General features: G+C 58.6%; 25 protein-coding genes. 17 read left to right on the top strand and 8 right to left on the bottom strand.

The features are described 5' to 3' along the window. Positions 1–9: 9 nt before the first annotated feature. On the bottom strand, positions 10–1,065 hold the full coding sequence (gene rsgA / locus AC13E3_RS22385; RefSeq protein ID WP_014577800.1) for a small ribosomal subunit biogenesis GTPase RsgA: 1,056 nt from the start codon (positions 1,063–1,065) through the stop codon (positions 10–12). A 253-nt stretch (positions 1,066–1,318) separates the two neighbouring features. Between rsgA and orn the strand changes: the two genes are divergently transcribed. Further along, positions 1,319–1,861, top strand: a complete 543-nt coding sequence (orn, locus tag AC13E3_RS22380; RefSeq protein ID WP_008174128.1) for an oligoribonuclease — start codon at positions 1,319–1,321, stop codon at positions 1,859–1,861. Here the strand turns inward: orn and queG are convergent. Then, positions 1,856–2,935: a tRNA epoxyqueuosine(34) reductase QueG gene (queG, locus tag AC13E3_RS22375; protein WP_288365186.1), complete on the bottom strand. Its 1,080-nt coding sequence runs from the start codon at positions 2,933–2,935 to the stop codon at positions 1,856–1,858. The two genes, orn and queG, sit on opposite strands and share 6 nt — an antisense overlap. Positions 2,936–3,082: 147 nt before the next feature. On the opposite strand from queG, the gene AC13E3_RS22370 reads away from it, so the two are divergent. From AC13E3_RS22370 to AC13E3_RS22320, 11 genes are all read left to right on the top strand, one after another. Beyond that, entirely contained in the window at positions 3,083–4,636 is a 1,554-nt protein-coding gene (locus AC13E3_RS22370) for an NAD(P)H-hydrate dehydratase (RefSeq protein WP_482902573.1), read from the top strand. Further along, a complete protein-coding gene (gene tsaE / locus AC13E3_RS22365; RefSeq protein WP_092031013.1) occupies positions 4,633–5,130 on the top strand; it encodes a tRNA (adenosine(37)-N6)-threonylcarbamoyltransferase complex ATPase subunit type 1 TsaE in 498 nt (165 codons plus the stop codon). The genes AC13E3_RS22370 and tsaE overlap by 4 nt, the downstream gene beginning before the upstream one ends. Before the next feature lie 92 nt (positions 5,131–5,222). Continuing rightward, positions 5,223–6,527, top strand: coding sequence for an N-acetylmuramoyl-L-alanine amidase (locus tag AC13E3_RS22360; protein ID WP_413540216.1), 1,305 nt, complete (start codon positions 5,223–5,225; stop codon positions 6,525–6,527). A gap of 20 nt (positions 6,528–6,547) precedes the next feature. Next, entirely contained in the window at positions 6,548–8,458 is a 1,911-nt protein-coding gene (gene mutL, locus AC13E3_RS22355; RefSeq protein WP_008170053.1) for a DNA mismatch repair endonuclease MutL, read from the top strand. Positions 8,459–8,486: 28 nt separating this feature from the next. After that, entirely contained in the window at positions 8,487–9,491 is a 1,005-nt protein-coding gene (miaA, locus tag AC13E3_RS22350) for a tRNA (adenosine(37)-N6)-dimethylallyltransferase MiaA (protein ID WP_482902624.1), read from the top strand. 33 nt (positions 9,492–9,524) lie between these two features. After that, positions 9,525–9,776: an RNA chaperone Hfq gene (hfq, locus tag AC13E3_RS22345; protein ID WP_008170056.1), complete on the top strand. Its 252-nt coding sequence runs from the start codon at positions 9,525–9,527 to the stop codon at positions 9,774–9,776. Positions 9,777–9,894: 118 nt separating this feature from the next. After that, positions 9,895–11,193 (top strand): ribosome rescue GTPase HflX, encoded by a 1,299-nt coding sequence (hflX, locus tag AC13E3_RS22340; RefSeq protein WP_482902572.1) that lies wholly within the window; start codon positions 9,895–9,897, stop codon positions 11,191–11,193. An 83-nt stretch (positions 11,194–11,276) separates the two neighbouring features. Then, positions 11,277–12,464 (top strand): FtsH protease activity modulator HflK, encoded by a 1,188-nt coding sequence (gene hflK / locus AC13E3_RS22335; protein ID WP_053112707.1) that lies wholly within the window; start codon positions 11,277–11,279, stop codon positions 12,462–12,464. A gap of 2 nt (positions 12,465–12,466) precedes the next feature. Further along, the gene (gene hflC / locus AC13E3_RS22330) at positions 12,467–13,342 is read left to right on the top strand and encodes a protease modulator HflC (RefSeq protein ID WP_008170064.1); all 876 of its coding nucleotides are present in this window, start codon (positions 12,467–12,469) and stop codon (positions 13,340–13,342) included. A gap of 175 nt (positions 13,343–13,517) precedes the next feature. Beyond that, complete coding sequence (locus tag AC13E3_RS22325; RefSeq protein WP_008170066.1) at positions 13,518–14,699, top strand: ATP phosphoribosyltransferase regulatory subunit; 1,182 nt, start codon at positions 13,518–13,520, stop codon at positions 14,697–14,699. An 83-nt stretch (positions 14,700–14,782) separates the two neighbouring features. Further along, positions 14,783–16,078 carry an adenylosuccinate synthase gene (locus AC13E3_RS22320; RefSeq protein WP_008170068.1) on the top strand — a complete coding sequence of 432 codons (1,296 nt, stop codon included), beginning with the start codon at positions 14,783–14,785 and terminating at the stop codon, positions 16,076–16,078. Positions 16,079–16,132: 54 nt separating this feature from the next. Here the strand turns inward: AC13E3_RS22320 and cmoB are convergent, their stop codons facing one another. From cmoB to AC13E3_RS22295, 5 genes are read right to left on the bottom strand one after another with little or no spacing between them, the layout of a single operon-like run. Continuing rightward, positions 16,133–17,125 (bottom strand): tRNA 5-methoxyuridine(34)/uridine 5-oxyacetic acid(34) synthase CmoB, encoded by a 993-nt coding sequence (cmoB, locus tag AC13E3_RS22315; RefSeq protein WP_193364066.1) that lies wholly within the window; start codon positions 17,123–17,125, stop codon positions 16,133–16,135. 2 nt (positions 17,126–17,127) lie between these two features. Beyond that, the gene (gene cmoA / locus AC13E3_RS22310; RefSeq protein ID WP_008170072.1) at positions 17,128–17,904 is read right to left on the bottom strand and encodes a carboxy-S-adenosyl-L-methionine synthase CmoA; all 777 of its coding nucleotides are present in this window, start codon (positions 17,902–17,904) and stop codon (positions 17,128–17,130) included. Then, a complete protein-coding gene (locus AC13E3_RS22305) occupies positions 17,897–18,265 on the bottom strand; it encodes a PA3694 family proteiin (protein ID WP_008170074.1) in 369 nt (122 codons plus the stop codon). The genes cmoA and AC13E3_RS22305 overlap by 8 nt, the downstream gene beginning before the upstream one ends. A gap of 34 nt (positions 18,266–18,299) precedes the next feature. Beyond that, the gene (locus AC13E3_RS22300; protein ID WP_092031007.1) at positions 18,300–19,316 is read right to left on the bottom strand and encodes a serine/threonine protein kinase; all 1,017 of its coding nucleotides are present in this window, start codon (positions 19,314–19,316) and stop codon (positions 18,300–18,302) included. Positions 19,317–19,326: 10 nt separating this feature from the next. Then, entirely contained in the window at positions 19,327–19,752 is a 426-nt protein-coding gene (locus AC13E3_RS22295; protein WP_008170078.1) for a hypothetical protein, read from the bottom strand. Positions 19,753–19,913: 161 nt separating this feature from the next. Here AC13E3_RS22295 and AC13E3_RS22290 point away from each other — a divergent pair, with 161 nt between their 5' ends. Next, positions 19,914–21,011, top strand: a complete 1,098-nt coding sequence (locus AC13E3_RS22290; RefSeq protein ID WP_092031005.1) for an NAD(P)/FAD-dependent oxidoreductase — start codon at positions 19,914–19,916, stop codon at positions 21,009–21,011. Here AC13E3_RS22290 and AC13E3_RS22285 read toward each other — a convergent pair. After that, positions 21,008–21,529: a ComF family protein gene (locus tag AC13E3_RS22285; protein ID WP_227497727.1), complete on the bottom strand. Its 522-nt coding sequence runs from the start codon at positions 21,527–21,529 to the stop codon at positions 21,008–21,010. The genes AC13E3_RS22290 and AC13E3_RS22285 overlap by 4 nt on opposite strands. A gap of 263 nt (positions 21,530–21,792) precedes the next feature. Between AC13E3_RS22285 and bioB the strand changes: the two genes are divergently transcribed. From bioB to bioC, 4 genes are all read left to right on the top strand, one after another. Next, positions 21,793–22,851 carry a biotin synthase BioB gene (gene bioB, locus AC13E3_RS22280; RefSeq protein WP_482902571.1) on the top strand — a complete coding sequence of 353 codons (1,059 nt, stop codon included), beginning with the start codon at positions 21,793–21,795 and terminating at the stop codon, positions 22,849–22,851. Between the two features lie 73 nt (positions 22,852–22,924). Next, positions 22,925–24,100, top strand: a complete 1,176-nt coding sequence (gene bioF / locus AC13E3_RS22275) for an 8-amino-7-oxononanoate synthase (RefSeq protein ID WP_092031001.1) — start codon at positions 22,925–22,927, stop codon at positions 24,098–24,100. Further along, entirely contained in the window at positions 24,097–24,852 is a 756-nt protein-coding gene (locus AC13E3_RS22270; protein ID WP_482902570.1) for an alpha/beta fold hydrolase, read from the top strand. The genes bioF and AC13E3_RS22270 overlap by 4 nt, the downstream gene beginning before the upstream one ends. Then, on the top strand, positions 24,840–25,670 hold the full coding sequence (gene bioC, locus AC13E3_RS22265; protein ID WP_338355301.1) for a malonyl-ACP O-methyltransferase BioC: 831 nt from the start codon (positions 24,840–24,842) through the stop codon (positions 25,668–25,670). Before AC13E3_RS22270 ends, bioC begins: the two co-directional genes overlap by 13 nt. Positions 25,671–25,678 lie beyond the last annotated feature (8 nt).

Below are 25,678 nucleotides of genomic sequence, written 5' to 3'. Positions count from 1 at the left end.
TCGGGTCTGTCAGTCCAGCTTCAGCCCGCGGGCCTGCTGCTCCGTCATATCCTGAAGAATCCGGTGGAAGCTTTTCAGCCGCTCCGGGCTGATTTTCCCTTCCTCCGCAGCTCTGTCGATGGCGCAACCGGGGTCACCCATGTGCCGGCAGTTGCGGAACTTGCAGGTGCCGATCACCTCCCGAATTTCCCGAAAGCCATACTCGATCTCCTGCGCTGTCATATGCCAGAGCCCGAACTCACGGATCCCCGGCGAGTCAATCAGATCGCCTCCTAGCGGCAGGTGGAACAGCTTAGCCGTGGTTGTCGTGTGAATCCCCTTGCCGGTGCTCTCCGACACAGCCCCCACGCGAATGGCCTCATCGGGCATCAGTGTCTGGATAATGGATGACTTGCCCACCCCGGATTGCCCCACAAACACACTGGTCTGATCCTTCACCAGTGCCTCAACCTCTGGCGAAGGTTTATCACCGGACTCAGCCGCAGACGTTCGAACCACCTCATAGCCCAGGGCCTCATACCGGCCCAGAAGCGCGTCGATGTACTCCCGGTTGCTGTCGGTGATCAGATCGGTCTTGTTCAACAGAATCACTGCCGGAATGTCTGTGATCTCGGATGCAACCAGATACCGGTCAATCAGGTTATCGTGAGGTTCCGGCTCCGGCGCAATCACAAGAATAATATGATCAATGTTTGCGGCCACCGGCTTCAGGGCACCAAAATTATCCGGCCGCTGCAGCAGATTGCGGCGCTCACTGCGGGCAACGATAACCCCCGTCTCATTCTTACCCGGCCGCCAGACAACCTTGTCGCCAGTTACCAGGCTATCAATGTTGGCCCGAACAAAGCAGCGAACCACATCGCCTTCCTGGTCGCCTTCAAGCGCTTCGACATCCAGCTGTTGCCCGTAGTGAGCAATAACCAGCCCTTCCTGCTCTGGCCCGAGCTCGCCGGCGTCGGCCTGCTCCTGAACCTTCTTCTCCTTGCGCGCCGCCCGGGCCGCACGCTCCTCCTGGACTTTCTTGATGCGGAATTGCTGCTGTTTGTTCAGTCGCCGTTTTGCCATTTATGTCCCGGATAACCAGATGAAAGTTTCGCCCTTGGTGTGCCATCATACTGCAATCGTAGCTACTCGGCTTGGGCAATGCCGAGACGTTCAAGGTATATCACCTGATTTCGCAGTGGGGCTGGGTCCGGCTTTCCGGAAATGTCGGCGGCCATGGATGGCCGACGCCAAGCGCACATGGATGTGCTCGTAGCGGTTTCCGGAAAGCCGGACCCAGCACCACTACCACCGCACTCAGAAGGCTGGTAACAAAATGGCAGAAAGCAATCGCCTCGTATGGATCGATCTGGAAATGACAGGCCTGGATCCGGAAAAAGAACGGATCATCGAAATGGCCACAATCATCACCGATTCGGAACTCAATATTGTCGCGGAAGGACCGGTTATTGCCGTCCATCAGCCACAATCCTTTCTGGACTCCATGGACGAATGGTGCACCCGTACCCATGGTGAAAGCGGACTCACCAAACGCGTTCAGGAAAGCGATATCTCCGAGTCTCAAGCCGAACAGCAGACCATCGAATTCCTGAAAAAACACGTAGAAAAGGGCCAGTCACCCCTGTGCGGCAATAGCATTGGCCAGGATCGCCGGTTCCTCGTCAAATACATGCCCGAACTGGAAGACTTCTTCCATTACCGGAATCTCGACGTATCCACAGTGAAAGAACTTGCTCGCCGCTGGCGCCCGGATGTCCTCGCCGGCGTAAAAAAGAAAGGTAGCCACCTTGCACTCGACGACATCCGGGACTCCATCAACGAACTGCGTCATTACCGGGAACAGTTCTTCAAGCTATAGGCCATGCCGCTTCAGAGCCCACTGGACGTGCTCGCGGACCACCTCGGAAGGGTGGTCCGCGCGTTTTTTCAGGGCCTCAATTACCGGGATGGTTGACGGCGCATTGCCCAGCCCGACCGCCAGGTTGCGGAGCCAGCCCTCGTAGCCTGTGCGCCGAATCGCAGAGCCCTCGGTGCGTTTGAGGAACTGCTCCTCGGTCCAGAGAAAAAGCTCTGCCAGGGAGCTGTTGTCCAGCCCATGCCTCGGTTGAAAGTCCTTTTCGCTGGTCGGTTTGCTGAACTTCTGCCATGGACACACCAGCTGGCAGTCATCGCAACCGAAAACCCGGTTGCCCATTAGCGGTCGCAGCTCCTCTGGGATACTCCCTTTCAGCTCGATGGTGAGATAGCTGATGCAACGTCGGGCATCAAGCTTGTGCGAGCCAACAAAGGCGTCCGTCGGGCAAAGGTCGAGGCAGGCCGAACAGCTGCCGCAATGATCCGTTTCAAAGGGTTCATCGATGGGCAGGGGGGCGCTGGTGAAGATTTCCCCGAGGAAAAAGAACGAGCCGGCCTTCGGGTGAATCAGCATATTGTTCTTGCCGATCCAGCCGAGGCCTGCTCTCTGCGCCAGTGCGCGTTCCAGCACCGGAGCGCTGTCTACAAAAGCCCGGTAATCGTATCCGCTAACGGCCTCATCAATCTTCGCTGCCAGCTGTGCAAGACGCTTACGGATCAGTTTATGGTAATCCCGACCCAGCGCATAACGCGTGACATAAGCACCCTCCCGGTTAGTAAGCGCTTCTTTCGGACTGTCTGGTGAGGGCAAATAGTCCATTCTCACGGATATAACCCGCGTGGTGCCCGGCGCCAGAGAGGCAGGCGTATAGCGCTTGTCACCGTGGTGGGCCATGTAATCCATCTCGCCCTGGTAACCTGCCGCAAGCCAGTCCTTCAGATGGTCGGCGTGCTCGCCCGTGTCCGCGTTGGTAATGCCCACATCGGCAAACCCGAATTCAGCTGCCCACCGGCGGATGAGCGACGGCAGATCCGCAAGTTCCGGGTGTGTCGTGGTACAGGTTGCTGTGGTGCTCATAGTGACTGCCGATGCTGGAATTCGGTGCTGAACCCGTGTACGGATATTTAATCTGATTAAGTTATGACCTTTTCTACTGTTTTGCTATGCTTTACAGGTATCTGGCCAATTTTCTTAAACCGGTTTCTGTAACGGGAGCAAAGGTTCATGCCGCCGTCCGCTGGGCACAGTCTACCAGACGCACTGTTTTCCGCCGATGCGGTGAGGCAGATCGATCGCTATGTGATTGATCAGCAAGGTGTTGATGGTTTTGAACTGATGCAGTCCGCCGCCCACGCCGCTTTTCGCTGCCTGGTACGGCATTGGCCAAACTGCGGCTCGGTGCTGGTCCTGTGCGGTGCGGGTAACAACGGTGGTGACGGTTACCTGGTCGCGGCAAGTGCGAAAAGGCACGATCTGGACGTCAGCTGTGTCGCGGTTGCGCCAACCGGCAAATTGTCCGGCGACGCCCGTAAAGCCTGGCAAAAGGCCCTGGCGGACGGTGTAGATGTTCTTGACCTCGAGGCTCTCGGCGAGTCATCGCTGGACGATCTGTTTGCCAGCGCGGGCCTGATTGTTGATGCCATGCTCGGTACTGGCGTGTCCGGTGCCCCCCGGGAACCGTTTGCGACTCTGATAAGCCGGTGTAACAGCGCTTTAGCGCCTGTCCTTGCAGTGGATCTGCCCTCCGGGCTTAATGCGACCACGGGAGCGGCCGAGGGGGATGTGGTTAATGCGGCCAGGACAGTGACCTTTATCGGGCTCAAGGCTGGCTTGTTCACGGGGCAAGGTGCAGCAGCGTGCGGCGAGGTGGTTTTCGAATCTCTGGATACCGACGAGGGTATCGCCGGTAGCGGCCAGAAGCCCGTCGCCCGCCGTCGTGACTGGGGTTCTGTGATGCCCTGGCTACCACCCCGGCCTGCCAACGCTCACAAGGGAAGATTCGGGCATGTGCTGGTGGTTGCGGGTGATCGCGGATTCGGTGGGGCCGGTCTGCTGGCGGCAGAGGCTGCGGCGCGATCGGGTGCCGGGCTCGTGTCGTTGGCGACCCGCCCCGAGCATGTGACAGCGGCCCTGGCAAGATGTCCATCCGTCATGGTTCATGGCCTGATCCATGGCTCGGAGTTGCCGACGTTGCTTGATGCTGCCTCGGTTGTCGTGTGTGGCCCGGGTATCGGGCGAAGCGCCTGGGGCCAGCAGATGCTCGAGCAGGTGGTTGCCAGCGGCAAGCCGCGGGTGCTGGATGCGGATGCGCTGAACCTTTTGTCTGGTCGGGTAGCCATCCCGGCGGATAATCACATCCTGACTCCTCATCCGGGCGAGGCGGCCAGGTTGCTGAATTGCCTGGTGCCCGAGGTTGAGGCAGACAGGATGGCCGCCGCCAGAAAGCTGCAGACGCTGTATGGCGGCACGGTGCTTTTGAAAGGCGCCGGCACCGTTGTCGCGTCTGAGGACGGCGGCCTGGATATCATCAGCGGCAGCAATCCCGGAATGGCGACTGGCGGAATGGGAGATGTGCTCTCAGGTATTGTTGCGGCTGTTCTGGCTCAGATTGGTGACGGACAGAAAGCGGCCGTGCTGGGCGCATCCGTGCACCTTGCTGCGGCTGACCGTGCTGCGAGAACCACGGGGTTTATCGGGCTGATACCGACCGATGTCATCGATGCGCTGCCGTTGGTGTTTCGGGAATCTGAAAGGAGTCCGGGGGCTGAATCGTTATGAGCATAATGGGTAACGAGCGTCGGGTTTTTCTGGAGAACGAGGCCGAAACCGAGCATCTCGGTCGGGAACTGGCCAGGACCGTCGTGGAGTCTGGCCATGGCCTGGTTGTTTATCTGGATGGTGAGCTCGGCATGGGTAAAACCACCATCAGTCGGGGCGTCATGCGCGGATTGGGTCATGAGGGGGCCGTAAAGAGCCCGACCTATACCCTGGTAGAGCCCTACGAGACTCTGAATCCACCGACATACCATTTTGATCTTTATCGCCTGGGCGACGCCGAAGAACTGGAATACATGGGCATCCGCGATTATTTTTCCGCCGAAAACCTGTGCCTGATCGAGTGGCCCGAGAGAGGCAAGGGCATATTGCCCGAGCCGGACCTGGAGGTTCATCTCGAAACCCGGGGAGAGGGGCGCTCTGTAGTCCTCAGGGCCCGCTCAGAGCCGGGCGCCGGGGTGCTGAACGAACTGGAGTTGATTGGTCCGGCGTCATAGTGAGCCCGGAACCGGGAATAAACTGGCAGGTAAGCTTTATGAATTGTGCAAAGCTGAGTAAACAACTGGTCTGGCCGATTGCGCTATTGCTTATGACATTGGCGTTTCACGGTTCGGCGGCGACACAGGTTGAGAGTGCCCGTATCTGGCCCGCGCCCGATCATACCCGGCTGGTTCTGGACACTGGCGGGCAGGTGGAGCACAACATTTTCTCCCTGAGCGGCCCGGCGCGGCTGGTGATCGATCTCAAGAATGCCAACCTGAAGACCGATTTTTCCGGTCTGGACCTTTCCGGCAGTCCGATCAAGCGAATCCGCAGCGCCCCCAGAAACGGCACCGATTTGCGCGTCGTTCTGGATCTCAAGGCTGACATCAAACCGCGGAGTTTTCAGCTCGAGCCGAATCAGCAGTACGGCCACAGACTGGTGGTCGACCTGATTGATGAAAGCGGTAGCCGGCTGGAAAAGGCGACAACGCCCACCGTGACCCAGGATTCATCCGGAAAGCGGGACGTTATTGTGGTCATTGATGCCGGGCACGGCGGGGAAGATCCGGGTGCTATTGGTCCGCGGGGAACCCGTGAAAAGGATGTGGTTCTGAAAATGGCGAAAACCCTGGCCAACCTCATCAATGATCGGCCGGGTTATACCGCCAAGCTGACCAGAACCGGGGACTACTACATTGGCCTTCGCAATCGCACGATTCTGGCCAGGAAATACAACGCTGACCTGTTCGTCTCGGTCCATGCCGACGCCTTCCGTACACCACAACCCAAAGGTGCCTCGGTCTTCGCCCTTTCCCAACGCGGCGCCACCAGTGAAACCGCCCGTTGGCTGGCCAATAGTGAGAACCGGTCGGATCTGATCGGTGGTGCCGGCGGGCTGTCCCTCGATGGCCGTGACGACATGCTTGCCGGTGTTCTGCTGGACCTCTCCATGACGGCCAGTATCAACGCCAGTCTGGGGGTTGGCAGTTCGGTCCTGGGCAAATTGGGCGGCGTGGCGAAGTTGCACAAGCCTGGCGTTGAGCAGGCCGCTTTTGCGGTTCTGAAATCACCGGATATTCCCTCCATCCTCGTGGAAGCAGGCTTCGTATCGAATCCCCAGGAAGAGAAAAACCTGGCCACTGAGTGGTATCGCAACAAGCTGGCCGGCGCCATCATGAAAGGCATAGATGACTACTTCCAGAAAACGCCCCCGCCTGGAACCCTGCTGGCGTGGCAAAAACAGAATCGCCAGGGTGGAAACAGCATCAGCCACTATCGGATACAGCGTGGAGACACGCTATCCGGCGTGGCCCGGAAAAATCAGACGACCGTCAGTGAGCTGATGCAGTTTAACGACCTTCGGGACGACCGTGTTATGGTAGGGCAAACCATTCGTATTCCCGCGTCCTGATCAAGAGGTTTTTCTGTAACATGCCCCCCATTCGATTGCTGTCACCGCGGCTCGCGAACCAGATTGCCGCGGGTGAGGTGGTTGAGCGCCCCGCGTCTGTCGTCAAAGAACTGGTTGAAAATGCCCTGGATGCCGGCGCCAACCGCGTCGATGTTGAGGTGGAGCAGGGCGGCGTCAAGCTGATTCGAGTTCGGGATGACGGCAGTGGTATTGAGGAAGACGATCTTCCCCTGGCGCTAAGCCGCCATGCGACCAGCAAGATTGCCAGTCTGGACGATCTGGAAGCCGTGGCGTCCCTGGGTTTCCGGGGAGAAGCGCTTGCCAGTATCAGCTCTGTCTCTCGTCTTACCCTGACCTCAAGGACCGAGTCGCAGGAAGCGGCCTCTCGGGTCGAGGTCGAGGGCCGGGAAATGGACGCGAGAATTTCGCCTGCAGCGCATCCGGTCGGAACGACCGTTGAAGTGCGCGACCTGTTTTTTAACACCCCGGCTCGCCGCAAATTCCTGCGTACTGAAAAGACAGAATTCAATCACGTCGAAGAATGTGTGCGGCGCCAGGCGCTGAGCCGTTTCGATGCTGGCTTCACGTTGCGCCATAACCAGCGTGTCGTTCAAAGCCTCAGGCCAGCGGAATCGGCCCTCGATCGCGAGCGTCGGATTGGATCCCTGTGCGGCCAGCAGTTTATCGATAACGCGGTGGTTATTGATGCGGAGGCCACCGGGCTGCGCCTCTGGGGTTGGGTCGCTCTTCCCACATTTTCGCGCAGCCAGGCCGATCTTCAGTATTTTTTCGTCAACGGCCGCGTTATTCGTGACCGCCTGGTAGCTCATGCCGTGCGCCAGGCCTATCGGGATGTACTCTACAATAACCGGCACCCGGCGTTTGTATTGTATCTGGAAGTCGACCCCGCCACCGTCGATGTAAACGTCCACCCGACCAAGCACGAGGTCCGGTTCCGGGATGGTCGGCTGGTTCACGATTTCATCTTCAGAACCCTGCACAAGGCGCTGGCCGATGTCCGGCCGGACGATCATTTCCGCGGCGCGGTGGCGCAGTCCTTTGGTCGCGAAGCAGTCACCCAGGGTCAGGAAGCCGTTCCGTCCACCGGTGCCTCTGCAGAGGCGGGCTGGAACGGCCAGCCATCGGTATCCAGCTATGGTTACCCCGGCAGCTCAGGCGCCGGCTTTGGCGGACAGTCGCAGCCCCAACAGGAGTGGCGCGCCAGCGATCAGATGGCGTTTTATCAGTCCCTGAATGCCGGTGGCGGAAGCGACGGACAGCAGGCTATGCCCGTAAGCGATCGCGCCGCCACACCAATGCCAACACCGCCTGCAGACAGTGACCAGGAGCCGCCGCTCGGATATGCCATCGCCCAGCTGCACGGGATCTATATTCTTGCCCAGGGTCGTGCGGGGCTCATTGTTGTGGACATGCACGCGGCCCACGAGCGCATTACCTATGAGCGAATGAAGCGGGCGCTTGCCGAGCAGGACCTTAAAAGCCAGCCGTTGCTGGTGCCGCTGTCGCTGGCGGTCAGCCAGAAAGAAGCCGCCCTGACCGAGAGTCACGGTGAAGAACTGCAGAAGCTTGGTCTCCAGATTGAGCGGATTGGTCCGGAAACCCTCGCTGTGCGGCAGGTGCCCGCGCTTCTGCGGGGTGCTGACACAGAACAGCTGGTGCGTGACGTTCTGGCGGATCTCATTGAGCACGGTCAGAGTGATCGTGTCGAGGCGGTGACGCATGAGCTGCTCGGCACCATGGCATGCCATGGTTCAGTGCGTGCCAACCGGCAGTTGACCATTCCGGAGATGAATTCGCTGCTCAGGGACATGGAGGCGACCGAGCGCAGTGGCCAGTGCAACCATGGCCGGCCGACATGGACCCTGGTGACCATGTCTGAGCTGGACAAGCTGTTTCTCCGGGGGCGCTGAGGTGTCACTGCCTCCTGCCATCTTTCTGATGGGGCCCACGGCTTCCGGAAAGACAGACCTGGCCATGGCGCTCTGCGACCACCTGCCTTGCGACATCATCAGCGTAGATTCCGCAATGATCTATCGGGGTATGGATATCGGAACGGCCAAACCCACGGCCGCAGAGCTCGCGCGGGCGCCCCACAGGCTGATTGATATCTGCGATCCGGCGGAAACATACTCCGCTGCGGATTTCCGTCGGGACGCGCTGACCGCCGTGGCCGAAATAACGGCCGCAGGCAGGATCCCGCTTCTAGTCGGCGGCACCATGATGTATTTCAAAGCGTTGCTGCATGGAATGTCCGGTCTGCCATCGGCCAGCCCCGACGTACGACGGGCGCTGGAGCAGGAGGCAGAGGAGCGGGGTTGGGAGGCTTTGCATGAAGAGCTGCGGGCCAGTGATCCGGTGGCAGCCGAGCGGATCCATCCGAACAACCGGCAGCGTCTGATGCGGGCCCTGGAGGTATTGCGCCTTACCGGCAAGCCGATTTCGGAGTTCTGGCGAGCCGATCAGGGTGGCTGTGAGCAAACGACGGCAGTGGCGCAGGTCGGCGACATTGAGGATTACACCTATTTCACTCGCTGGCAGGCAGACGAAACATCTTTGCTTCCGTATACTGTAATTCAACTTGCCGTGACGCCGCCTGAGCGGCGGGTGCTTCATGAGCGTATTCGCCTGCGGTTTCTAAAAATGCTGGAGGCGGGGTTCGTTGATGAAGTTCGGGCTCTGATGATCCGGGACGACCTGCACCCTGATCTCCCTTCCATGCGTTGTGTCGGATATCGCCAGGCCTGGAGCTATTTGTCCGGGGAAGACGACTACGAGACATTTGTCAGCAAGGGAGTGGCAGCAACACGCCAACTGGCGAAGCGGCAGTTGACCTGGTTGCGCAAGTGGTCAGATTTGGACTGGCTGGACAGCGGCGACAAACATATCGCTGAGGTAGCCTTGAAAAAAATCCGACTTCGCACCACATTTAATTTTGACAAATGACGATCTGCATTTACTAAAAACAGGAGAAAACACATGTCAAAAGGGCATTCGTTACAAGACCCTTACCTCAATGCATTGCGCAAGGAACGCATTCCGGTTTCCATCTTTCTGGTCAACGGTATCAAGCTTCAGGGCCAGATTGAGTCTTTCGACCAGTTCGTGATTTTGCTGAAAAATACTGTCAGCCAGATGGTCTACAAGCACGCTATTTCCACTGTGGTTCCTGCCCGAAATGTCCGCATTCCGCAGCAGGCTCCGGGAGGAGAGGGCGAGTCTGAAGACTGATCCATCCGTTTCCCGATCTTGCCACCCGCGTTCCAGAGGATCCCGACAAGGGGTCTTGTGGCTGCGGGTGTTTGTTTTTATGACCCTCATCATGTGTTTACCCCGGAGTTGATGCCAATTGTTTGAACGTCCTGATGTCGGTGAGCGCGCGGTCCTCGTCCACATCGATTTTACTGCCTACGATGGTACCGAAGACCCCGGTGAGTTCCGGGAGCTGGTCACCTCTGCCGGTGTTGAGCCTGTCTCAACCGTTACCGGGTCCCGCAAGCAGCCCAGCCCCAGATTTTTCGTTGGTGAGGGCAAGCTGGAAGAAATTCGTGATGCAGTAGCGGCGAACGAAGCGGATGTGGTGTTGTTCAACCATGCCCTGAGCCCACGCCAGGAGCGCAACATTGAGCACGAGCTCAAGTGCCGTGTGCTGGACCGCACCGGTGTGATTCTTGATATCTTCGCTCAGCGGGCACGGACTCACGAAGGTAAGCTTCAGGTAGAGTTGGCGCAGCTCGAGCATATGTCCACGCGACTGGTTCGGGGCTGGACCCACCTTGAGCGACAGAAAGGTGGTATCGGGCTGCGCGGGCCTGGTGAAACCCAGCTGGAAACCGACCGCCGGCTCTTGCGGGAGCGCATCAAGTCTATCCACAAGCGTCTGGAAAAGGTTCGTCGCCAGCGCAACCAGGGCCGCAGGGCCCGTCAGCGGGCTGACATCCCCACCGTATCGCTGGTTGGATATACCAACGCCGGTAAATCCACTTTATTCAACCGTATTACCACTTCCTCCGTATATGCTGCAGACCAGCTGTTCGCCACGCTGGATCCGACGTTGCGGCGGCTGGAACTTCCGGATGTCGGGCCGGTCGTAATGGCGGACACCGTGGGCTTCATCCGGCATCTGCCGCACAAGCTGGTTGAGGCGTTCCGGGCGACGCTTGAGGAAACAACGCAGGCGACGCTGCTGCTTCACATCATCGACAGCCATGACCCGCGCCGCGAGGAGAACATTGAGCAGGTTGAGGAAGTGCTTGCGGAGATCGGGGCGGACGACATTCCCATGCTGCAGGTGTTCAACAAGATTGATCTGCTTGAAAATTTCACGCCTCGGGTTGAGCGCAACGAAGAGGGTATCCCGGTGAGAGCGTGGGTTTCCGCGGTTACTGGCGAAGGCCTGGACGGCTTGTTCGATGCGATCGTGGAGCGTGTGGCCGAAGACGTCGTTCACCACTTTGTCCTGCTGGGTCCCGCGGATGGCAAACTGCGTGCACTTTTGCATGAGGCAGGATCGGTGATCAGCGAGGAATACCGGGATACCGGCGACACGGTGGTTGAGGTGCGTCTGCAGAACCGGGATTGGCATCAGCTGTTGAGCCGCGCCGGTGTGAATGAAAAGTCAGTCAGGCTGGACGTGGGTCACGCCTGAAACCGCAGCGGCTATTGCCGGGGCGGAGATAAATCCCTAGTATTTGCAGCCATTCTATTTATAAGTCAGTAACGGAGAGCACTATGGCCTGGAACGAACCGGGTGGAAACCGTAACGACAATGACCCCTGGGGTACCGGTGGTGGTCGACGCGGCAATGATCAGGGGCCGCCAGACCTCGATGAGGCGCTGAAAAAAGGTCTCGACAAGCTCAACAAGATGCTGGGCGGCAAGGGTGGCAAGTCCGGCGGCAGTGGTGGCAGTAGCGGCGGCAGCGCCGGTGGTTTTGGTGCGATTCTCGCACTGGCAGCCATACTGGTGGTCGGCTATGTCATCTTCCAGTCCTTCTATACCGTGGACGAACAGGAGCGGGCGGTGGTTCTCCGTTTCGGTGAATACCACCAGACCGAGAATCCTGGCCTGAGATTCAAGGTGCCGCTGATCGATAGCGTCACCAAGGTCCGCGTGACTAACGTGCGTACCGCTGAGTCCAGTGGCCAGATGCTGACCCAGGACGAAAACCTGGTAACGGTTGACCTCCAGGTGCAGTACCGCGTTGGCGACGCAGAAGCCTACGTGCTGAATGTGCGTGACTCCAACCAGGCACTGGCCTTTGCAACGGATAGTGCGATCCGTCACGAGGTCGGTAGCTCGACACTCGACGACGTACTGACCGAAGGTCGTGCAGAACTGGCCGTGCGGGTCGAGCAAAGGCTCCAGATGTTCCTGCGGGAATACGGCACCGGCCTGGAATTGGTGCGGGTTAACGTTGAAAGCACCCAGCCACCACCAGCGGTCCAGGATGCCTTCCGTGAAGTCCAGAGGGCCCGTGAGGACGAGCAGCGGGTGAAGGAAGAAGCTGAAACCTACCGCAACCGGATCGTTCCGGAGGCTCGTGGTGAGGCCCAGCGCATGATCGAAGAAGCCAACGCCTACAAGGAAGAGGTGATCGAGCGGGCACGTGGTGAGACCTCGCGTTTCCTTGAGCTTCTGGCCGTCTATCAGATGTCTCCGACAGTCACTCGCGAACGTTTGTACTTACAGACGGTCGAAGAAGTCCTTGCTAACAGCAGCAAGATCCTGGTTGACACGGAGAGCAGTGGCAACATGATGTACCTGCCGCTTGATCGACTGACCCAGGGCTCGCTGCCCCGTACCGGTGGATCATCCTCCGGCAACAACCAGGGCAACGTGGACATCCAGACCCTGACTGATCAGGTTCTTCAGGAACTGCGAAGCAGGCAGGATACTACCGTTCGGAGGAGCAGATAATTATGGGACCTAAAGGTGTAGTGGGCCTTGCAGGCGCCCTGATCGTTGTCCTGCTGGTACTGTCCAGTGTGTACATCATTCCGGAAACCCATCGGGGTGTTCTGCTCCGGTTCGGTGAGCTGGTAGAGACCGATATCCAGGCCGGTATCCATTTCAAGGTTCCGGTCATCGACCAGGTTCGTGAATTCGACATCCGGGTTCTCACCATGGATCTGCCCTCACGGCAGTATCTGACCGTGGAGAAGAAACCGCTGGATGTGGATTCGTATATTGCCTGGAAGATCCGTGATGTGGACCAGTTCTATCGGGCGACCGGCGGTGACGAGTTCCGCGCTCAGTCTCTGTTGTCCTCCCGTGTTGATAACGGCCTGCGGGACGAGTTTGGTATCCGGACCATGGTGGAAGTGGTCTCGGGCCAGCGAGATGAGCTGATGCACACTCTGCGGGATCGCGTAAACCAGACCGCCCAGAATGAATTCGGTATCGAGGTCCTGGACATTCGTGTCAAGGCTATCGAATTCCCGGGTCAGGTGAGCGAAAACGTTTACCGTCGGATGGCGACCGAGCGTGAGAAACTGGCTCAGGAATTCCGTTCGCGGGGGCGGGAGTTGGCCGAAGGTATTCGTGCCGATGCGGATCGTCAGAGAACCGTTATTTTGGCTGAAGCCTTTGCCCAGTCAGAAGAAACCCGGGGTGAAGGTGACGGTCAAGCGGCCAGAATCTACGCCGATGCCTACGGCTCCGACGCGGAATTCTACAGCTTCTACCGGAGCCTGCAGGCTTACCGCAATACCTTCATGAGCAAGGATGACATCATGGTGATTGATTCCAACAGCGCGTTCATGAAGTTCCTGAACGATCCGCAGGGTGCCCGTTAACCCTGCACGTTGAGACCAAAAACCGGAATACCTCTGTATTCCGGTTTTTTTGTGCCCGGCAACCGTGTAAAATTCTGCCGGTTTTGTGTCGGGCTTTTGCCGAGTGCCGCCTTAAATCCTGTGTGATCCCCCCAGCCACCTGTGCCGGAGCGGATATAACGGACAACGGAATCTCATGACAGTATCTGATCGCTGGTTACTGCCAGACGGGGTAGAGGACATTCTTCCCCCACTGGCCGGACGGATCGAATCCCTGCGTCGGGATGTAATGGATACCTGCCAGCGCTGGGGCTACCAGCTGGTAATCCCACCGCTCATTGAATATCTCGAATCCCTGTTTACCGGAACCGGAAACGATCTGGAGCTTCAGACCTTCAAGCTCACCGATCAGTTGACCGGGCGGATGATGGGTGTTCGCGCCGATATGACGCCTCAGGCGGCGCGCATTGATGCCCATACCCTGGGCCAGGAAGGGATCACCCGTCTTTGCTATGCAGGGCACGTACTCCACACCCGCCCAAGGCACATGCTGACAGGTCGAACACCGATTCAGGCCGGCTGCGAACTGTTTGGCAGTGGCTCCGAAGCAGCGGATATGGAAGTGATCAGCCTGATGCTGGAAACCCTCAGGGTTGCCGGCTTGCCCCGTATCCATCTGGATCTGGCTCATGTTGCCATCTATGAGAGTCTGATCGGCGAGGCGGATTTTGATCGGGATACGGAGAGCGCCATTTTTGACGCCATGGCCCGCAAATCGGTGCCGGAGCTTGATCAACTGTTGGGTCAATGCCCTCCAGGCTCTGCGGGTGCTCGTTTGCGTGAGCTTGCCCGGGTCAGTGGTGGCCCGGAAGCCTTGAACGAGGCCCGTCGGATCCTGCAGGGTGCCTCTGACAGCCTGGACGCGGCACTCGACCAGCTTGGGCGTGTGTCTGAAATGCTGGGAAGGGATTACCCGGATATCAGCTTCGGATTCGATTTCTGTGAGCTTCGTGGCTACAACTACCACACGGGCCTGGTGTTTGCAGCCTACGTGCCGGGCCACGGCGATTCCGTGGCCAAGGGTGGCCGTTATGATGCGATTGGAAGTGACTTTGGCCGCGCCCGCCCGGCAACGGGGTTCAGTCTTGATATTCGCTCGCTCGTCTCTCTTGGCGAGCGCGTGACTCGCAGTGCCGGCGCTGTCTGGGCGCCGGCGGATGACGACCCCGCCCTGGAAGGCGTGATCTCCGGTCTGAGAATGACGGAAACCGTTGTTCGTGCACTTCCCGAAGACGAGGGCGTTAACCCTGCCGCCAGAGGCTGTGACCGTGAGCTGGTCAAACAGAGTGGCCAATGGGTTGTGCAGAAGCTGGGCTGATGCCCCCGGGGCCTCGGTGAATTCATTTACAGGTAAACTTGCGAAACGCCTGTCCTGCGGGGCAGCCGCATTGAGAGAGAATCATGGGTAAAAATGTTGTTGTGCTGGGCACCCAGTGGGGTGATGAAGGCAAGGGTAAGATTGTTGACCTGCTGACCGACAAGGTTGCAGCGGTTGTCCGCTTCCAGGGCGGGCACAATGCCGGTCATACCCTGGTAATTGACGGCAAGAAAACAGCGCTTCACCTGATTCCTTCCGGCATTCTGCGGCAACACGTCTATTGCCTCATCGGCAACGGTGTTGTCCTGTCGCCCGAGGCTTTGCTGAAAGAAGTGCGTGAGCTGGAAGCCAATGACGTGGCGGTTCGCGATCGCCTCCGCATCAGTCTGGCGTGCCCGATCATTCTGCGTACTCATGTTCGAATTGATCAGGCCCGTGAAAGGGCTCGTGGTGTCGACAAGATCGGCACAACCGGTCGCGGTATTGGCCCGGCCTATGAAGACAAGGTTTCCCGTCGTGGCCTGCGCCTGGGCGATCTGTGCAATCCCGCCGACTTCGAAATGAAGCTCCGGGAGATCATGTCGTACCACAACTTCATCCTGACAGAGTACTTCAAGGAAGAGGCTGAGGACATTGATGCCGCACTGGAAGAGCTGAAGCAGATGGGCGAGGAAATTTTGCCCATGGCGGCAGACGTGACTGACATGCTGCATGATTTCCGTAAGCGTGGAGAGAATATCCTGTTCGAGGGTGCCCAGGGCTCGCTCCTGGATATCGATCTTGGCACCTATCCGTATGTGACTTCTTCCAACACCACCGCTGGCGGCACGGCCACCGGTTCCGGCTTCGGCCCGCTGTTCCTCGACTATGTGCTGGGAATCACCAAGGCGTATACCACCCGTGTAGGCTCCGGACCGTTCCCGACCGAACTGTTCGACGATATGGGCAACCACCTGGCGGTGAAGGGCAACGAAGTCGGCACTACAACCGGGCGCGCCCGCCGTTGTGGCTGGTTCGATGCGGTGGCTCTGCGCCACGCCATCCAGATCAACAGTGTGTCCGGTATCTGTCTGACCAAGCTGGACGTGCTGGACGGACTGGAAACCGTGAAGGTTTGCGTAGGCTACAAGACGCCTAACGGCGAGATTTTCCGGCCGCCCATCGGCTGCGACAGCTACAAGGACATCGAGCCGGTTTATGAGGAACTGCCCGGCTGGAGCGAAAGCACCGTTGGCCTGACCAGCGTTGATCAGTTGCCGGAGAACGCCAAGGCCTACATCCGTTTCCTGGAAGAGCAGATCGAAGCGCCGATCGATGTGATATCTACTGGTCCGGATCGTATCGAGACGATTACATTGCGTCACCCGTTCGGCGAGTAATCGCCAACGTTAAAAAAACCGCCCTGCTTAAAAGGCACGGCGGTTTTTTTGTGTTCAGGGCTTCTCGGCAATCACGGTAGCACGCAACGGCCCCGGGTATCCTTCCACGGTTTTTGAGGGGTCGTTCGGATCCAGAAAATCCTGGAGGGAGTTGAAACGCATCCAGTCGGTGCTTCGCTGTTCGTCTGTGGTCGTAGGGGTGACATCGACCACCCGGGCATTCCGGAAGCCGGTGCGGTCCAGCCAGCGCAGCAGTGTGTCGCAGGACGGGAGGAACCAGACGTTCCGCATCTGCCCATAGCGATCCTCGGGCATCAGGCTGAAGCCCTCAGGGCCTTCAACGACAAGTGTTTCCAGCACCAGTTCCCCGCCCCTGCGAAGCGTCCCCTTCAGTTCAAGCAGATGATCGAGCGGTGAGCGCCGATGATAGAGAACCCCCATGGAAAAGGTGGTGTCGAAGGTTTCAAGGTCGGCGGGGAGGTCTTCCATCCGAACGGGCAGCAGGTCTATCGGGACATCACCGAGGTAGTCCTTGACGCTGAAGAACTGGAACAGGAACAGCAACCCCGGGTCGATGCCGATCACCCGACCCGCGCCTTCGCCCAGCATGCGCCAGCAGTGATACCCGGAGCCACAACCCACATCCAGTATGCGACGACCGGAAAGGTCTGAAAGGTAAGGCGACACGCGGTCCCATTTCCAGTCAGAGCGCCATTCGGTATCGATGTACGTACCGAAGAAGTCGAAGGGGCCTTTGCGCCAGGGCATCAGGCCGCGTAATCCGAGTTCCAGTTGCTCCCGTTGTGCCACGGTCAGGGGCTGCCTGGAGGTCAGGGTTACCGCGGATTGGTCCAGTTGCGCGTCTATCTGAGTCAGACCGGGTAGCTGGTCAAGGGCAGCTTGCCAGCGATCGAGATCGCCGTGGGGGCGGTCCTCAAAGCGGTGGGTCAGTTGCTGTTGGAGTTGCGTCGCCCAATGCTCCAGGCCGTCTTTCTCAAGTTCATCGATGATAGGCCCGAACCGGGCTTTCCAGTCAAAGTCTGCCATGGTCATTCGGTGGTTTGGTTGGCCTTTATGGCGAGCATGGAAACAAAGTTGAAGCACTGATACCACACCACCACGTCATCGAAACCTGCCGACAACAGGCGCGCCTTGTGCGCAGCCAGTGTTTCGGGAATCAGCACCTGTTCGATCGCCGTGCGTTTCTGGCTTATTTCAAGATCCGAATAGCCGTTGGCGCGCTTGAATTCGTGATGCAGTCGGGTCTGAATGGCTTGCTCGTCGTCAGATTCAAAGCGAACTTTCTCCGACAGGATCAGGACACCGCCAGGACGCGTGGCATCAGCAATGCGCGCAAGCAGGCCGGCCCGCTTCTCCGGATCGACAAACTGCAAGGTGAAATTCAGAGTGGTCACCGAGGCATTACTCAGCTCGGTGTCCAGAATATCCTCGCACCTGAGGGTAACGGGGAGCGCACTGTCGTCCAGTGCAATGTAATGCTCGCAGCGTTCGATCATGGCGCTCGAGTTATCCACTCCGATCAGGTTGCAGTCCGCATTGGCGATACCATGGCGCATTGCCAGCGTGGAAGCGCCGAGTGAGCAGCCCAGGTCATAGCAGTTGGTGGCGGGCTGGGCATATTGCTCCGAGATAACCTCGATCATCGGAATGACGGTGGTGTAGCCCGGCACCGAGCGCCGGATCATGTCCGGAAACACCCTTGCCACCGATGCGTCGAATCGGAAGTCCTCCGGCCGGCGCTCTGTGGCAAACAGCCGGTCCGTGGTCTGCTCGGGTGCCTCCGACGGCTTGCGGGATTTATTCATTGGTGTCCGGAGTCTCGGGGGCGGGCAGAACGGCAGGCCCGGTTGGGGAGGGCCTTGAGCAGCGTACGCCGCGATTTTTATAGTCCACCAGGATTCCCCGGAACGAGGGATCCACATCGGCGGCAATTGCCAGGTAACCATTTTCGCAAACGGCGTGCAGTTCCGAGGCTTTGGGCGACATGCGAAACGGATCCTCCTCGGTTACATGGATGGCCTGGAAATCGCCAACAGGCATATGATCCTTGTTCTCGCTGTGGTTGATCCTGCCGCTCATCTCCAATACAAGAACGGTGCCAATAGCCGCAACCACAGCGGTTACGATCAGGCTACGGACGGTGTAACGGGCCTCATTCTGGCTCATGCATACCTCAAATCAAACGAATTAAAAGTGTTGGTCAGTATTGTCCCGGCACCGTGATGGCCGGTGACTGCAAGGCTGATAACTGCTCCCGGAGCGACAGAATCTGGTCTGACCAGAACCGTGGCTGGGCAAACCAGGGAAAGAATCGCGGAAATGCAGGGTCATCCCAGCGCTTTGCCAGCCACGCGCAATGGGCAATCTGCCGGAAGCAGCGTAGCGGCTCAATCAGGTGGCGCTCGCGGCGATTGAAATCACGGAACATTTCATAGCCTTCCAGCAACTCTCCCAGCTGGGCGCCGCGCTCGAAGTCGTCTCCGTTCAGCAGCAACCACATATCCTGAATGGCGGGCCCGGTGCGGCAATCGTCGAGATCCACGAACAGCATCTGTTCGTCCCGGCAGAGAATATTACCGGCATGGCAGTCGCCATGAAGTCGCAGGGTTTCCACCGGACCGGCTTCGTCAACCCGAGCGGCACAGAGTCTTTGCAGGTCAGGAATCAGGCTGTCCCAGGCTGGCCTCAGATCCGTGGGAATCCAGTCTCCCCGTAACAAAAGCCGATTGCTGGCTTCGATGCCATCCAGCAAATCCATGCCCGAGCGATGGGCAAACGGTTTTTTGGCGCCAATATTGTGGATCTGACCCAGCCATTGCCCCAGCCGGTAAAGGGTATCGGTAACACTGGTGTCTGGTGCTTGCCCGCCACGCTGCGGAAATACCGCAAACAGGAACTCACCATGGCGCCCGAGCGTGTCCCCGGTCGCCAGCTTCATAGGTGCTACAACCGGAATGTCGGCTTCCAGGAGCTCCAGGGTGAATGTATGTTCCTCGCGGATTTCCGCTTCGCTCCATCGGCCCGGCCGATAGAACTTGGTAATTACCGGGGCGCCTTCATCCAGGCCTACCTGATAGACCCGGTTTTCATAGCTGTTCAACGCGAACAGCCGGCCACTTACCGCAAACCCTGCCTCTTCCATCGCATCCAGAATGATATCCGGCGTCAGGGAATCGTAGGGGTGGGTGGATGCCGCAAGTGAGGGGTCATGGGTCATAAAGGGCGTTTCAGAGCCTTGTGTCGTATTTGGATTTCATGGTTTGCAGATGGTACCAGTTTTCGTCCAGCTCCCAGCGGATACGGCTGATGCCAGAAGCCCCAAGAATAACGTCTCCGGCACGGGCCTGAACCTGTGCAAGCTCGCGTTCTGCCCGCTGCCAGTCGCGATGACTGTCCCCAAGATTGCGCATACTCGGAAATACCGCACTCAGCGCCTTGTGGGTGGACGTGGTGTGGGACCGCAGTGAGCTCATAATGGCCGTGTCGCCCTCCACCCTCAGTACCCGGTGCTTGTAGGGGTAGCTGGCAACCACCTCATCCGCTTTCAGCCGCTCGTTCAGGCTGATTACTTCAAAGCCCCGCCAGCCTAGCCACCCGACAAAGAGGGCCGCCACCACCATTACCAGAACAAACTGCTTCCTGTCAGACATCATAAGCCGGGCTCCATGCACTACTTTCCGGAGCCAAGTATAACCGGTATGGGCTCTTGAGTAATGTATTGAGCCCGCCGGCGCCCGTTTTCGCCGGGCTGGCGGTATAGGATATGCTCAACCTCTTGTCAGTGGAGCAGGGCCAACCATAAGTGTCGACAGAAGTGCTGGAAATCCAAACCGTTGTTATCGGCGCCGGTGTCATTGGGCTGGCTATTGCCCGCGCTCTGGCTAGAGCCGGGCATGAGGTCATCGTTCTGGAAAGCTCAGACCGGTTTGGTGAGGGCATCTCCTCACGAAACAGCGAAGTCATTCACGGCGGCATTTATTATCCGCAAGGATCACTGAAGGCGGAGTTGTGTGTTGAGGGTCGACGGCAGCTTTACGACTATTGCCTGACGCACAAGGTTGGACACCGTAAATGCGGTAAGTGGATTGTTGCCGTCGACGAGGCACAGAATGACAAGCTCTTTGATATTCAGGCTGCGGCAGCCAGCAACGGTGTTGAACTTGAGCTGTATGATGGCGAAAGAGTCGCCCGAGGCGCTCCGGGTATTTGCGCCAGCTCGGGGCTCTGGTCCCCCGAAACCGGTATTGTCGACAGCCACGGGCTGATGCTCTCCTTGCTTGGCGAGCTCCATGATGCCGGCGGCCAGCTCGCTCTACGCTCACCGGTAGCGGCTGCTGAATCGGATAGCCAGCGGCACCGTCTAAACGTGGCAGGCGAAACCCCGCTAATTCTGGAAGCGAAAAATGTCATTAACGCCGCCGGGCTCGGCGCCGTCCCGCTGGCAAAAAACTGGGCAGGTCTGCCCGACGACTGCATTCCCCGGCAATGGTTCGCGAGGGGCGTCTACTTCAGCTACAGCGGACGAACACCTTTCAGGACCCTGATCTATCCGGTTCCTGAACCCGGGGGCCTGGGTATCCACCTGACTCTCGATCTCGCTGGCCAGGCCCGTTTCGGTCCGGATGTAGAGTGGATCGAAAAGGAAGACTACACCGTGGAACCCAGCCGCCAGGAAGGCTTCGCCAGAGGCATCCGCCAATGGTGGCCAGGACTCGACCCGACCCGACTTCAGCCCGCCTATGCCGGCATCCGACCGAAGCTGATAGGCCCCGATGGTGGCTTCGCGGATTTCCGGATTGATGGTCCAGAGACGCACGGTATGCCGGGACTGGTTAATCTGTTCGGTATCGAATCGCCGGGTTTAACATCCTGCCTGGCAATTGCTGAGCGTGTAAAAGCTTTGCTGTCTTAACCTGGCGTCCGGGCTAGTGCCCAAACCTGAATGTTCCGGGCCCCGGCCTCCCGAAGTGCTGATGATAAAACCCTGACGGTCGCGCCGGTGGTCACCACATCATCGACAATCGCTATTCGCTCTGGCACTGGCGGGATGACCTCAAATACCCCGCGAAGATTCGCCAGTCGGGCCTCCCGGTTCAACTCCCGTTGAGACCGGACACGGCGAACCCTTCTGACAAGTCCGTTGTCGACCGGGAGATCCAGGGCGCTGGCAATCGTCTCGGCAATGTCCTGGGCCTGATTGAACCCGCGTTGCCGGCGTCGCCGCGCATCCATTGGCGCGGGTACCAGTACTTCTGGCATTGCGATAGCACCATCGAGCCGAGCCTTCTGCACCAAGTCAGCAAAATCCGCCATCAATGGTCTTCCGAACTTGCGCTGGCCCCGATACTTGTATCGGCCAATCATGCCGTCGAGTGGGTACTGGTAGCGCCAGGGAATAAAAGAGCTATCGAAAGCCGGCGGGTGTTTCATACAGTCACCGCAGAGCAGCTCCGAGGAGGGAAAAGCCAGGGGCAGGGCGCAGCAGCGACAGTGCCAGCGGTTCACTGGTAGGTCGCCCCGGCAAGGCTGGCATAAGCCGTTGAATGCCTGTGAGGAAAGGCAGGCGACACACAGTCCGCCGTGCCTGATGCTGTTAACCTTTTTGTCCACGAAGGTTGACAGCCAGTTCAGTCCCTTTATCATCTGATTCATCCGTAAACCCAGAGACCGGGAAAGGTTAACAGGACTTTTACATGACCGCTACAGAACTCCGCCACGACTGGACACTGCAGGAAGCTCGCGAGCTTTTCGAACTCCCTTTTAACGATCTACTGTTCCGTGCCCAGAGTGTGCATCGCCAGTATTTTGATCCTAACGAGGTTCAGGTAAGCACCTTGCTGTCGATCAAGACCGGCGCCTGCCCGGAGGATTGCAAATACTGTCCCCAGAGCGGTCATTACAACACCGGTCTTGAGAAAGAGAAGCTGCTGGAAATCGAAAAAGTTGTGGCTGAGGCCAGGGCCGCGAAAGAAAAGGGGGCTTCCCGGTTTTGCATGGGCGCCGCCTGGCGCAGTCCTTCGAAGAAGGACATGCCTTATGTTCTGGACATGGTCAAACAGGTGAAGTCCCTGGGGCTTGAGACCTGCATGACCCTTGGCATGCTCAAAGAGGAGCAGGCGGCAGAACTGGCCGATGCCGGGTTGGATTACTACAACCATAACCTGGATACCTCTGAGAAGTACTACAGCCACATCATCACCACTCGAACCTACCAGGATCGACTGGACACTCTCGACAATGTTCGCAAGGCCGGAATGAAGGTTTGTTGCGGTGGCATTATGGGTATGGGCGAAGACGAGGATGACCGGGTCGGACTGCTGGTTCAGCTCGCGAACCTGCCCCATCATCCGGAAAGTGTGCCTGTGAATATGCTGGTGAAGGTGAAAGGCACGCCTCTGGAGGACGCCGAGGACCTGGATCCGTTCGAGTTCATCCGGATTATTGCGGTGGCGCGGATCTTGATGCCGGCTTCCCACGTTCGCCTGTCAGCTGGGCGTGAAAACATGAATGAGCAGATGCAGGCTCTGTGTTTCATGGCTGGTGCCAACTCGATCTTCTACGGCGAAAAGCTCCTGACCACCGCCAATCCGGAGGCCGATGCCGATATGCTGTTGTTCAAACGCCTCGGTATTCGCCCAGAGCAGCGGGAGCAGTGTGCGTCGGAGGAGCAGGAAGAGGAGGCGATTGCCGAGGCCGTGGAGTATGAGGCGACCCGTCACATGTTCTACGACGCTACGCGGGAGTCTGCCTGAGTATTTGATCTTGGGAGGCAGCGAGCTCACCCGCTCGTTGCCCGGATCGTTGAGTTAACCTCCAGGTGCTATCGTGCGGGATTTTGCCCTTGAACTCGAAGAGCGGAAACAGGCCGGTCTGTATCGGACGCGTCGGCATGTAGCCGGTCCTCAGAGGCCCTCTCTCATTGCTGACGGCAAACCTTTGTTGTCGTTCTGCAGTAATGATTACCTTGGTCTTGCCAATAACCCTGCCAATATCGAGGCCCTCCGTGATGCGCTTTCCAAAACAGGCCTTGGGGGCGCGGCTTCCCATCTGATTTGTGGTCACCATGATGCCCATCACCAGTTGGAGCTTCGTCTGGCGGAGTTTACCGGACGCAGTTCGGCGCTGTTTTTCTCCACTGGCTACATGGCGAATATGGGCGTTATTTCGGCACTGGCCGGGCGGGGCGATACGATTTTTTCGGATCGCCTGAATCATGCATCCATCATCGACGGCTGTATCCTGAGCCGGGCCAGGGTTCGCCGTTATGCCCATGGCGATGTCGCGGCGCTGGAGGCGATGCTGGCGGAGACGTCCGGGCACAAGTTGGTGGTGACCGACGGGGTCTTCAGCATGGACGGCGATATTGCGCCCCTGGCGGAGCTGGCCCGGGTCTGCCGGTTCCACGATGCGTTACTGGTGGTTGATGATGCTCACGGAATTGGCGTACTCGGACCTGAAGGGCGGGGCAGCGTCGCTGAAGCGGGGTTGTCCGAAGAGGATGTCCCCGTGTTGATCGGCACCCTGGGCAAGGGGGTCGGAACCAGTGGCGCATTCGTGGCCGGGCCATCGCTGCTGATGGATTATCTGGTTCAGAAAGCCAGAACCTATATCTATACGACGGCGATGCCGCCGGCTCTTGCCATGGCAACCATTTCGAGTCTGGATCTTATTGAACGGGATCAGGGGCGCCGCGAGCATGTATTGGGTCTGGTTTCGCGGTTTCGTCGGGAGGCCTCGGCCATGGGGTATGAATTGATGCCTTCACATACTCCGATCCAGCCGATCATGGTTGGCGACAATCACGACGCGCTGGCGCTCAGTCAGGCATTGGAGGAGCGCGGCTTGCTGGTCTCGGCCATTCGCCCGCCGACGGTTCCCGCGGGGGAGGCGCGATTGCGGGTTACATTCAGTGCCGCTCATTCCCAGGCGAACCTGGATTGTCTGTTGACCGCGCTGTCAGACTGCCGGCATCTGGTTCAAAAAGCGGACATGGCGGTATGAGTTCCTGCAGGGTCTGTCCGCGTCTGGTGGTGGTTGCTGGCTGGGGCGTTCGTGCAGAGATGTTATCTGGGCTCTATGGCTATTGGCCGGGGGAGGTGGTTCCCGTGTCTCTGGACGATGAGCTGCTGAGCCGCTGCCAGTCGCTCTCGGAGGTGACGGACGAGCTGTTGTCACTTTATCCGGAGCCGTCAGTTTGGATGGGCTGGTCCCTGGGCAGTCAGGTTGTGATGGAGGCCGCCGGGCGTGAGACCGGTGCAGTGTCCTGTGTTATTACCCTCGGTGGTTTTCCGAAGTTCGTGGCCGACGAACGCTGGCTCAATGGTATGGCGGAAAGCGACTTTCGGGCGTTTGCCCGTGGTATCCGCCGTGACCCACAGCGCTACTGGCTGCATTTTCTGTTGTTGATGATCAACGGTTCTGCGGACGAAAAACAGGAGCGCCAGAGGCTCAAGACGTGGCTTGAGAAAGGCACTCTGGTCTCGCATGAACACCTCGTCACGAGTCTTGCCTGGCTGGAAAGCGGAGATCAGAGGGCGTTATGGCGTTCACTCGCCACACCGGCTCTTCATGTGATGGGTGAGAACGATATTGTGGTCAGGTCGTGGGCGGATGATCTCGCTGTCCCGACGTCAAGCGGTCATGCGCTCGTACCGGGTATGGCGCACTGGCCGGGCGGCTGCTCGGCTTCGGATTGCTGGGAGGCGATACAGGCGTTTTTTGCCACTCAAAAGGCGTTGTCATGGGCGTTATGAGCATCTCTACCGACCAGATAGCCCGGGGCATTTCCGACACTCGCAAGTCTGATATTGCCCGGGGCTTTGGCATTGCCAGTGGCACCTATGAAAATGCCTCAAGACTGCAGCGCTTCATGGGCAATACCATGCTGCAGAAGTTTGAGTTCCGGGAAAGTCAGGATCATGATCTAACATTGCTGGACCTGGGGTGTGGCACAGGTTGGTTTACCCGAAAGTTTGCGGATTTCGGGCAGATTGAATCGTTGAGTGGGGTTGATCTGTCGCCTGGCATGTTGGAACAGGCTCGCAAGAATGGGCCTGCGGGAATCAGCTGGATCGTGGGCGATGCCGAACACCTGCCTTTGCCGGATAGCAGTGTCGATGTGATTTTCAGCAATCTCATGATTCAGTGGTGTGATGACCCCGGCGCCGTGCTTCGGGAATGCCGGCGGATCCTGCGGCCAGGTGGGAATCTGATGGTCTCCACACTCCTTGACGGTACGCTCCGTGAGTTGAAATCGGCCTGGCAGGCGGCGGATCCTGGCCATCAGCACGTAAATCGCTTCGAGACTGACCTTGCCTTGCAGGCCAAGGTGCGGGCCGAGTTACCGGATGCCGTTGTTGAAGAGCGCACTATCAGCTTACCCTACGAATCGCCGATGGCCCTGGCGGGTGAGCTTCGCCATCTTGGCGCGGGCTTCCGCGGCGCTGGCCGGCGACGAGCGGCCACGGCACCGGGGCGGATGCGGGAAATGTGCAGGCAGTACCCCAAAGAGCCGGATGGCACTATCATGGCAAGCTATGAGGCTGCCTGGGTTTACTGGCAGAAACCGTAAGAGTCGTT

Source organism: Marinobacter sp. L-80 (assembly GCF_056859395.1).
The sequence above is the reverse complement of the archived record's forward strand: the minus strand, read 5'-3'. Positions and strand labels throughout refer to the sequence as shown.

Bases quoted from the DNA above. Each gene is read 5' to 3' on its own strand.
- rsgA (WP_014577800.1), bottom strand. From the start codon at position 1,065: ATGGCAAAACGGCGACTGAACAAACAGCAGCAATTCCGCATCAAGAAA.
- orn (WP_008174128.1), top strand. From the start codon at position 1,319: ATGGCAGAAAGCAATCGCCTCGTATGGATCGATCTGGAAATGACAGGC.
- queG (WP_288365186.1), bottom strand. From the start codon at position 2,935: ATGAGCACCACAGCAACCTGTACCACGACACACCCGGAACTTGCGGAT.
- AC13E3_RS22370 (WP_482902573.1), top strand. From the start codon at position 3,083: ATGCCGCCGTCCGCTGGGCACAGTCTACCAGACGCACTGTTTTCCGCC.
- tsaE (WP_092031013.1), top strand. From the start codon at position 4,633: ATGAGCATAATGGGTAACGAGCGTCGGGTTTTTCTGGAGAACGAGGCC.
- AC13E3_RS22360 (WP_413540216.1), top strand. From the start codon at position 5,223: ATGACATTGGCGTTTCACGGTTCGGCGGCGACACAGGTTGAGAGTGCC.
- mutL (WP_008170053.1), top strand. From the start codon at position 6,548: ATGCCCCCCATTCGATTGCTGTCACCGCGGCTCGCGAACCAGATTGCC.
- miaA (WP_482902624.1), top strand. From the start codon at position 8,487: ATGGGGCCCACGGCTTCCGGAAAGACAGACCTGGCCATGGCGCTCTGC.
- hfq (WP_008170056.1), top strand. From the start codon at position 9,525: ATGTCAAAAGGGCATTCGTTACAAGACCCTTACCTCAATGCATTGCGC.
- hflK (WP_053112707.1), top strand. From the start codon at position 11,277: ATGGCCTGGAACGAACCGGGTGGAAACCGTAACGACAATGACCCCTGG.
- hflC (WP_008170064.1), top strand. From the start codon at position 12,467: ATGGGACCTAAAGGTGTAGTGGGCCTTGCAGGCGCCCTGATCGTTGTC.
- AC13E3_RS22325 (WP_008170066.1), top strand. From the start codon at position 13,518: ATGACAGTATCTGATCGCTGGTTACTGCCAGACGGGGTAGAGGACATT.
- AC13E3_RS22320 (WP_008170068.1), top strand. From the start codon at position 14,783: ATGGGTAAAAATGTTGTTGTGCTGGGCACCCAGTGGGGTGATGAAGGC.
- cmoB (WP_193364066.1), bottom strand. From the start codon at position 17,125: ATGGCAGACTTTGACTGGAAAGCCCGGTTCGGGCCTATCATCGATGAA.
- cmoA (WP_008170072.1), bottom strand. From the start codon at position 17,904: ATGAATAAATCCCGCAAGCCGTCGGAGGCACCCGAGCAGACCACGGAC.
- AC13E3_RS22305 (WP_008170074.1), bottom strand. From the start codon at position 18,265: ATGAGCCAGAATGAGGCCCGTTACACCGTCCGTAGCCTGATCGTAACC.
- AC13E3_RS22300 (WP_092031007.1), bottom strand. From the start codon at position 19,316: ATGACCCATGACCCCTCACTTGCGGCATCCACCCACCCCTACGATTCC.
- AC13E3_RS22295 (WP_008170078.1), bottom strand. From the start codon at position 19,752: ATGATGTCTGACAGGAAGCAGTTTGTTCTGGTAATGGTGGTGGCGGCC.
- AC13E3_RS22285 (WP_227497727.1), bottom strand. From the start codon at position 21,529: ATGAAACACCCGCCGGCTTTCGATAGCTCTTTTATTCCCTGGCGCTAC.
- bioB (WP_482902571.1), top strand. From the start codon at position 21,793: ATGACCGCTACAGAACTCCGCCACGACTGGACACTGCAGGAAGCTCGC.
- AC13E3_RS22270 (WP_482902570.1), top strand. From the start codon at position 24,097: ATGAGTTCCTGCAGGGTCTGTCCGCGTCTGGTGGTGGTTGCTGGCTGG.
- bioC (WP_338355301.1), top strand. From the start codon at position 24,840: ATGGGCGTTATGAGCATCTCTACCGACCAGATAGCCCGGGGCATTTCC.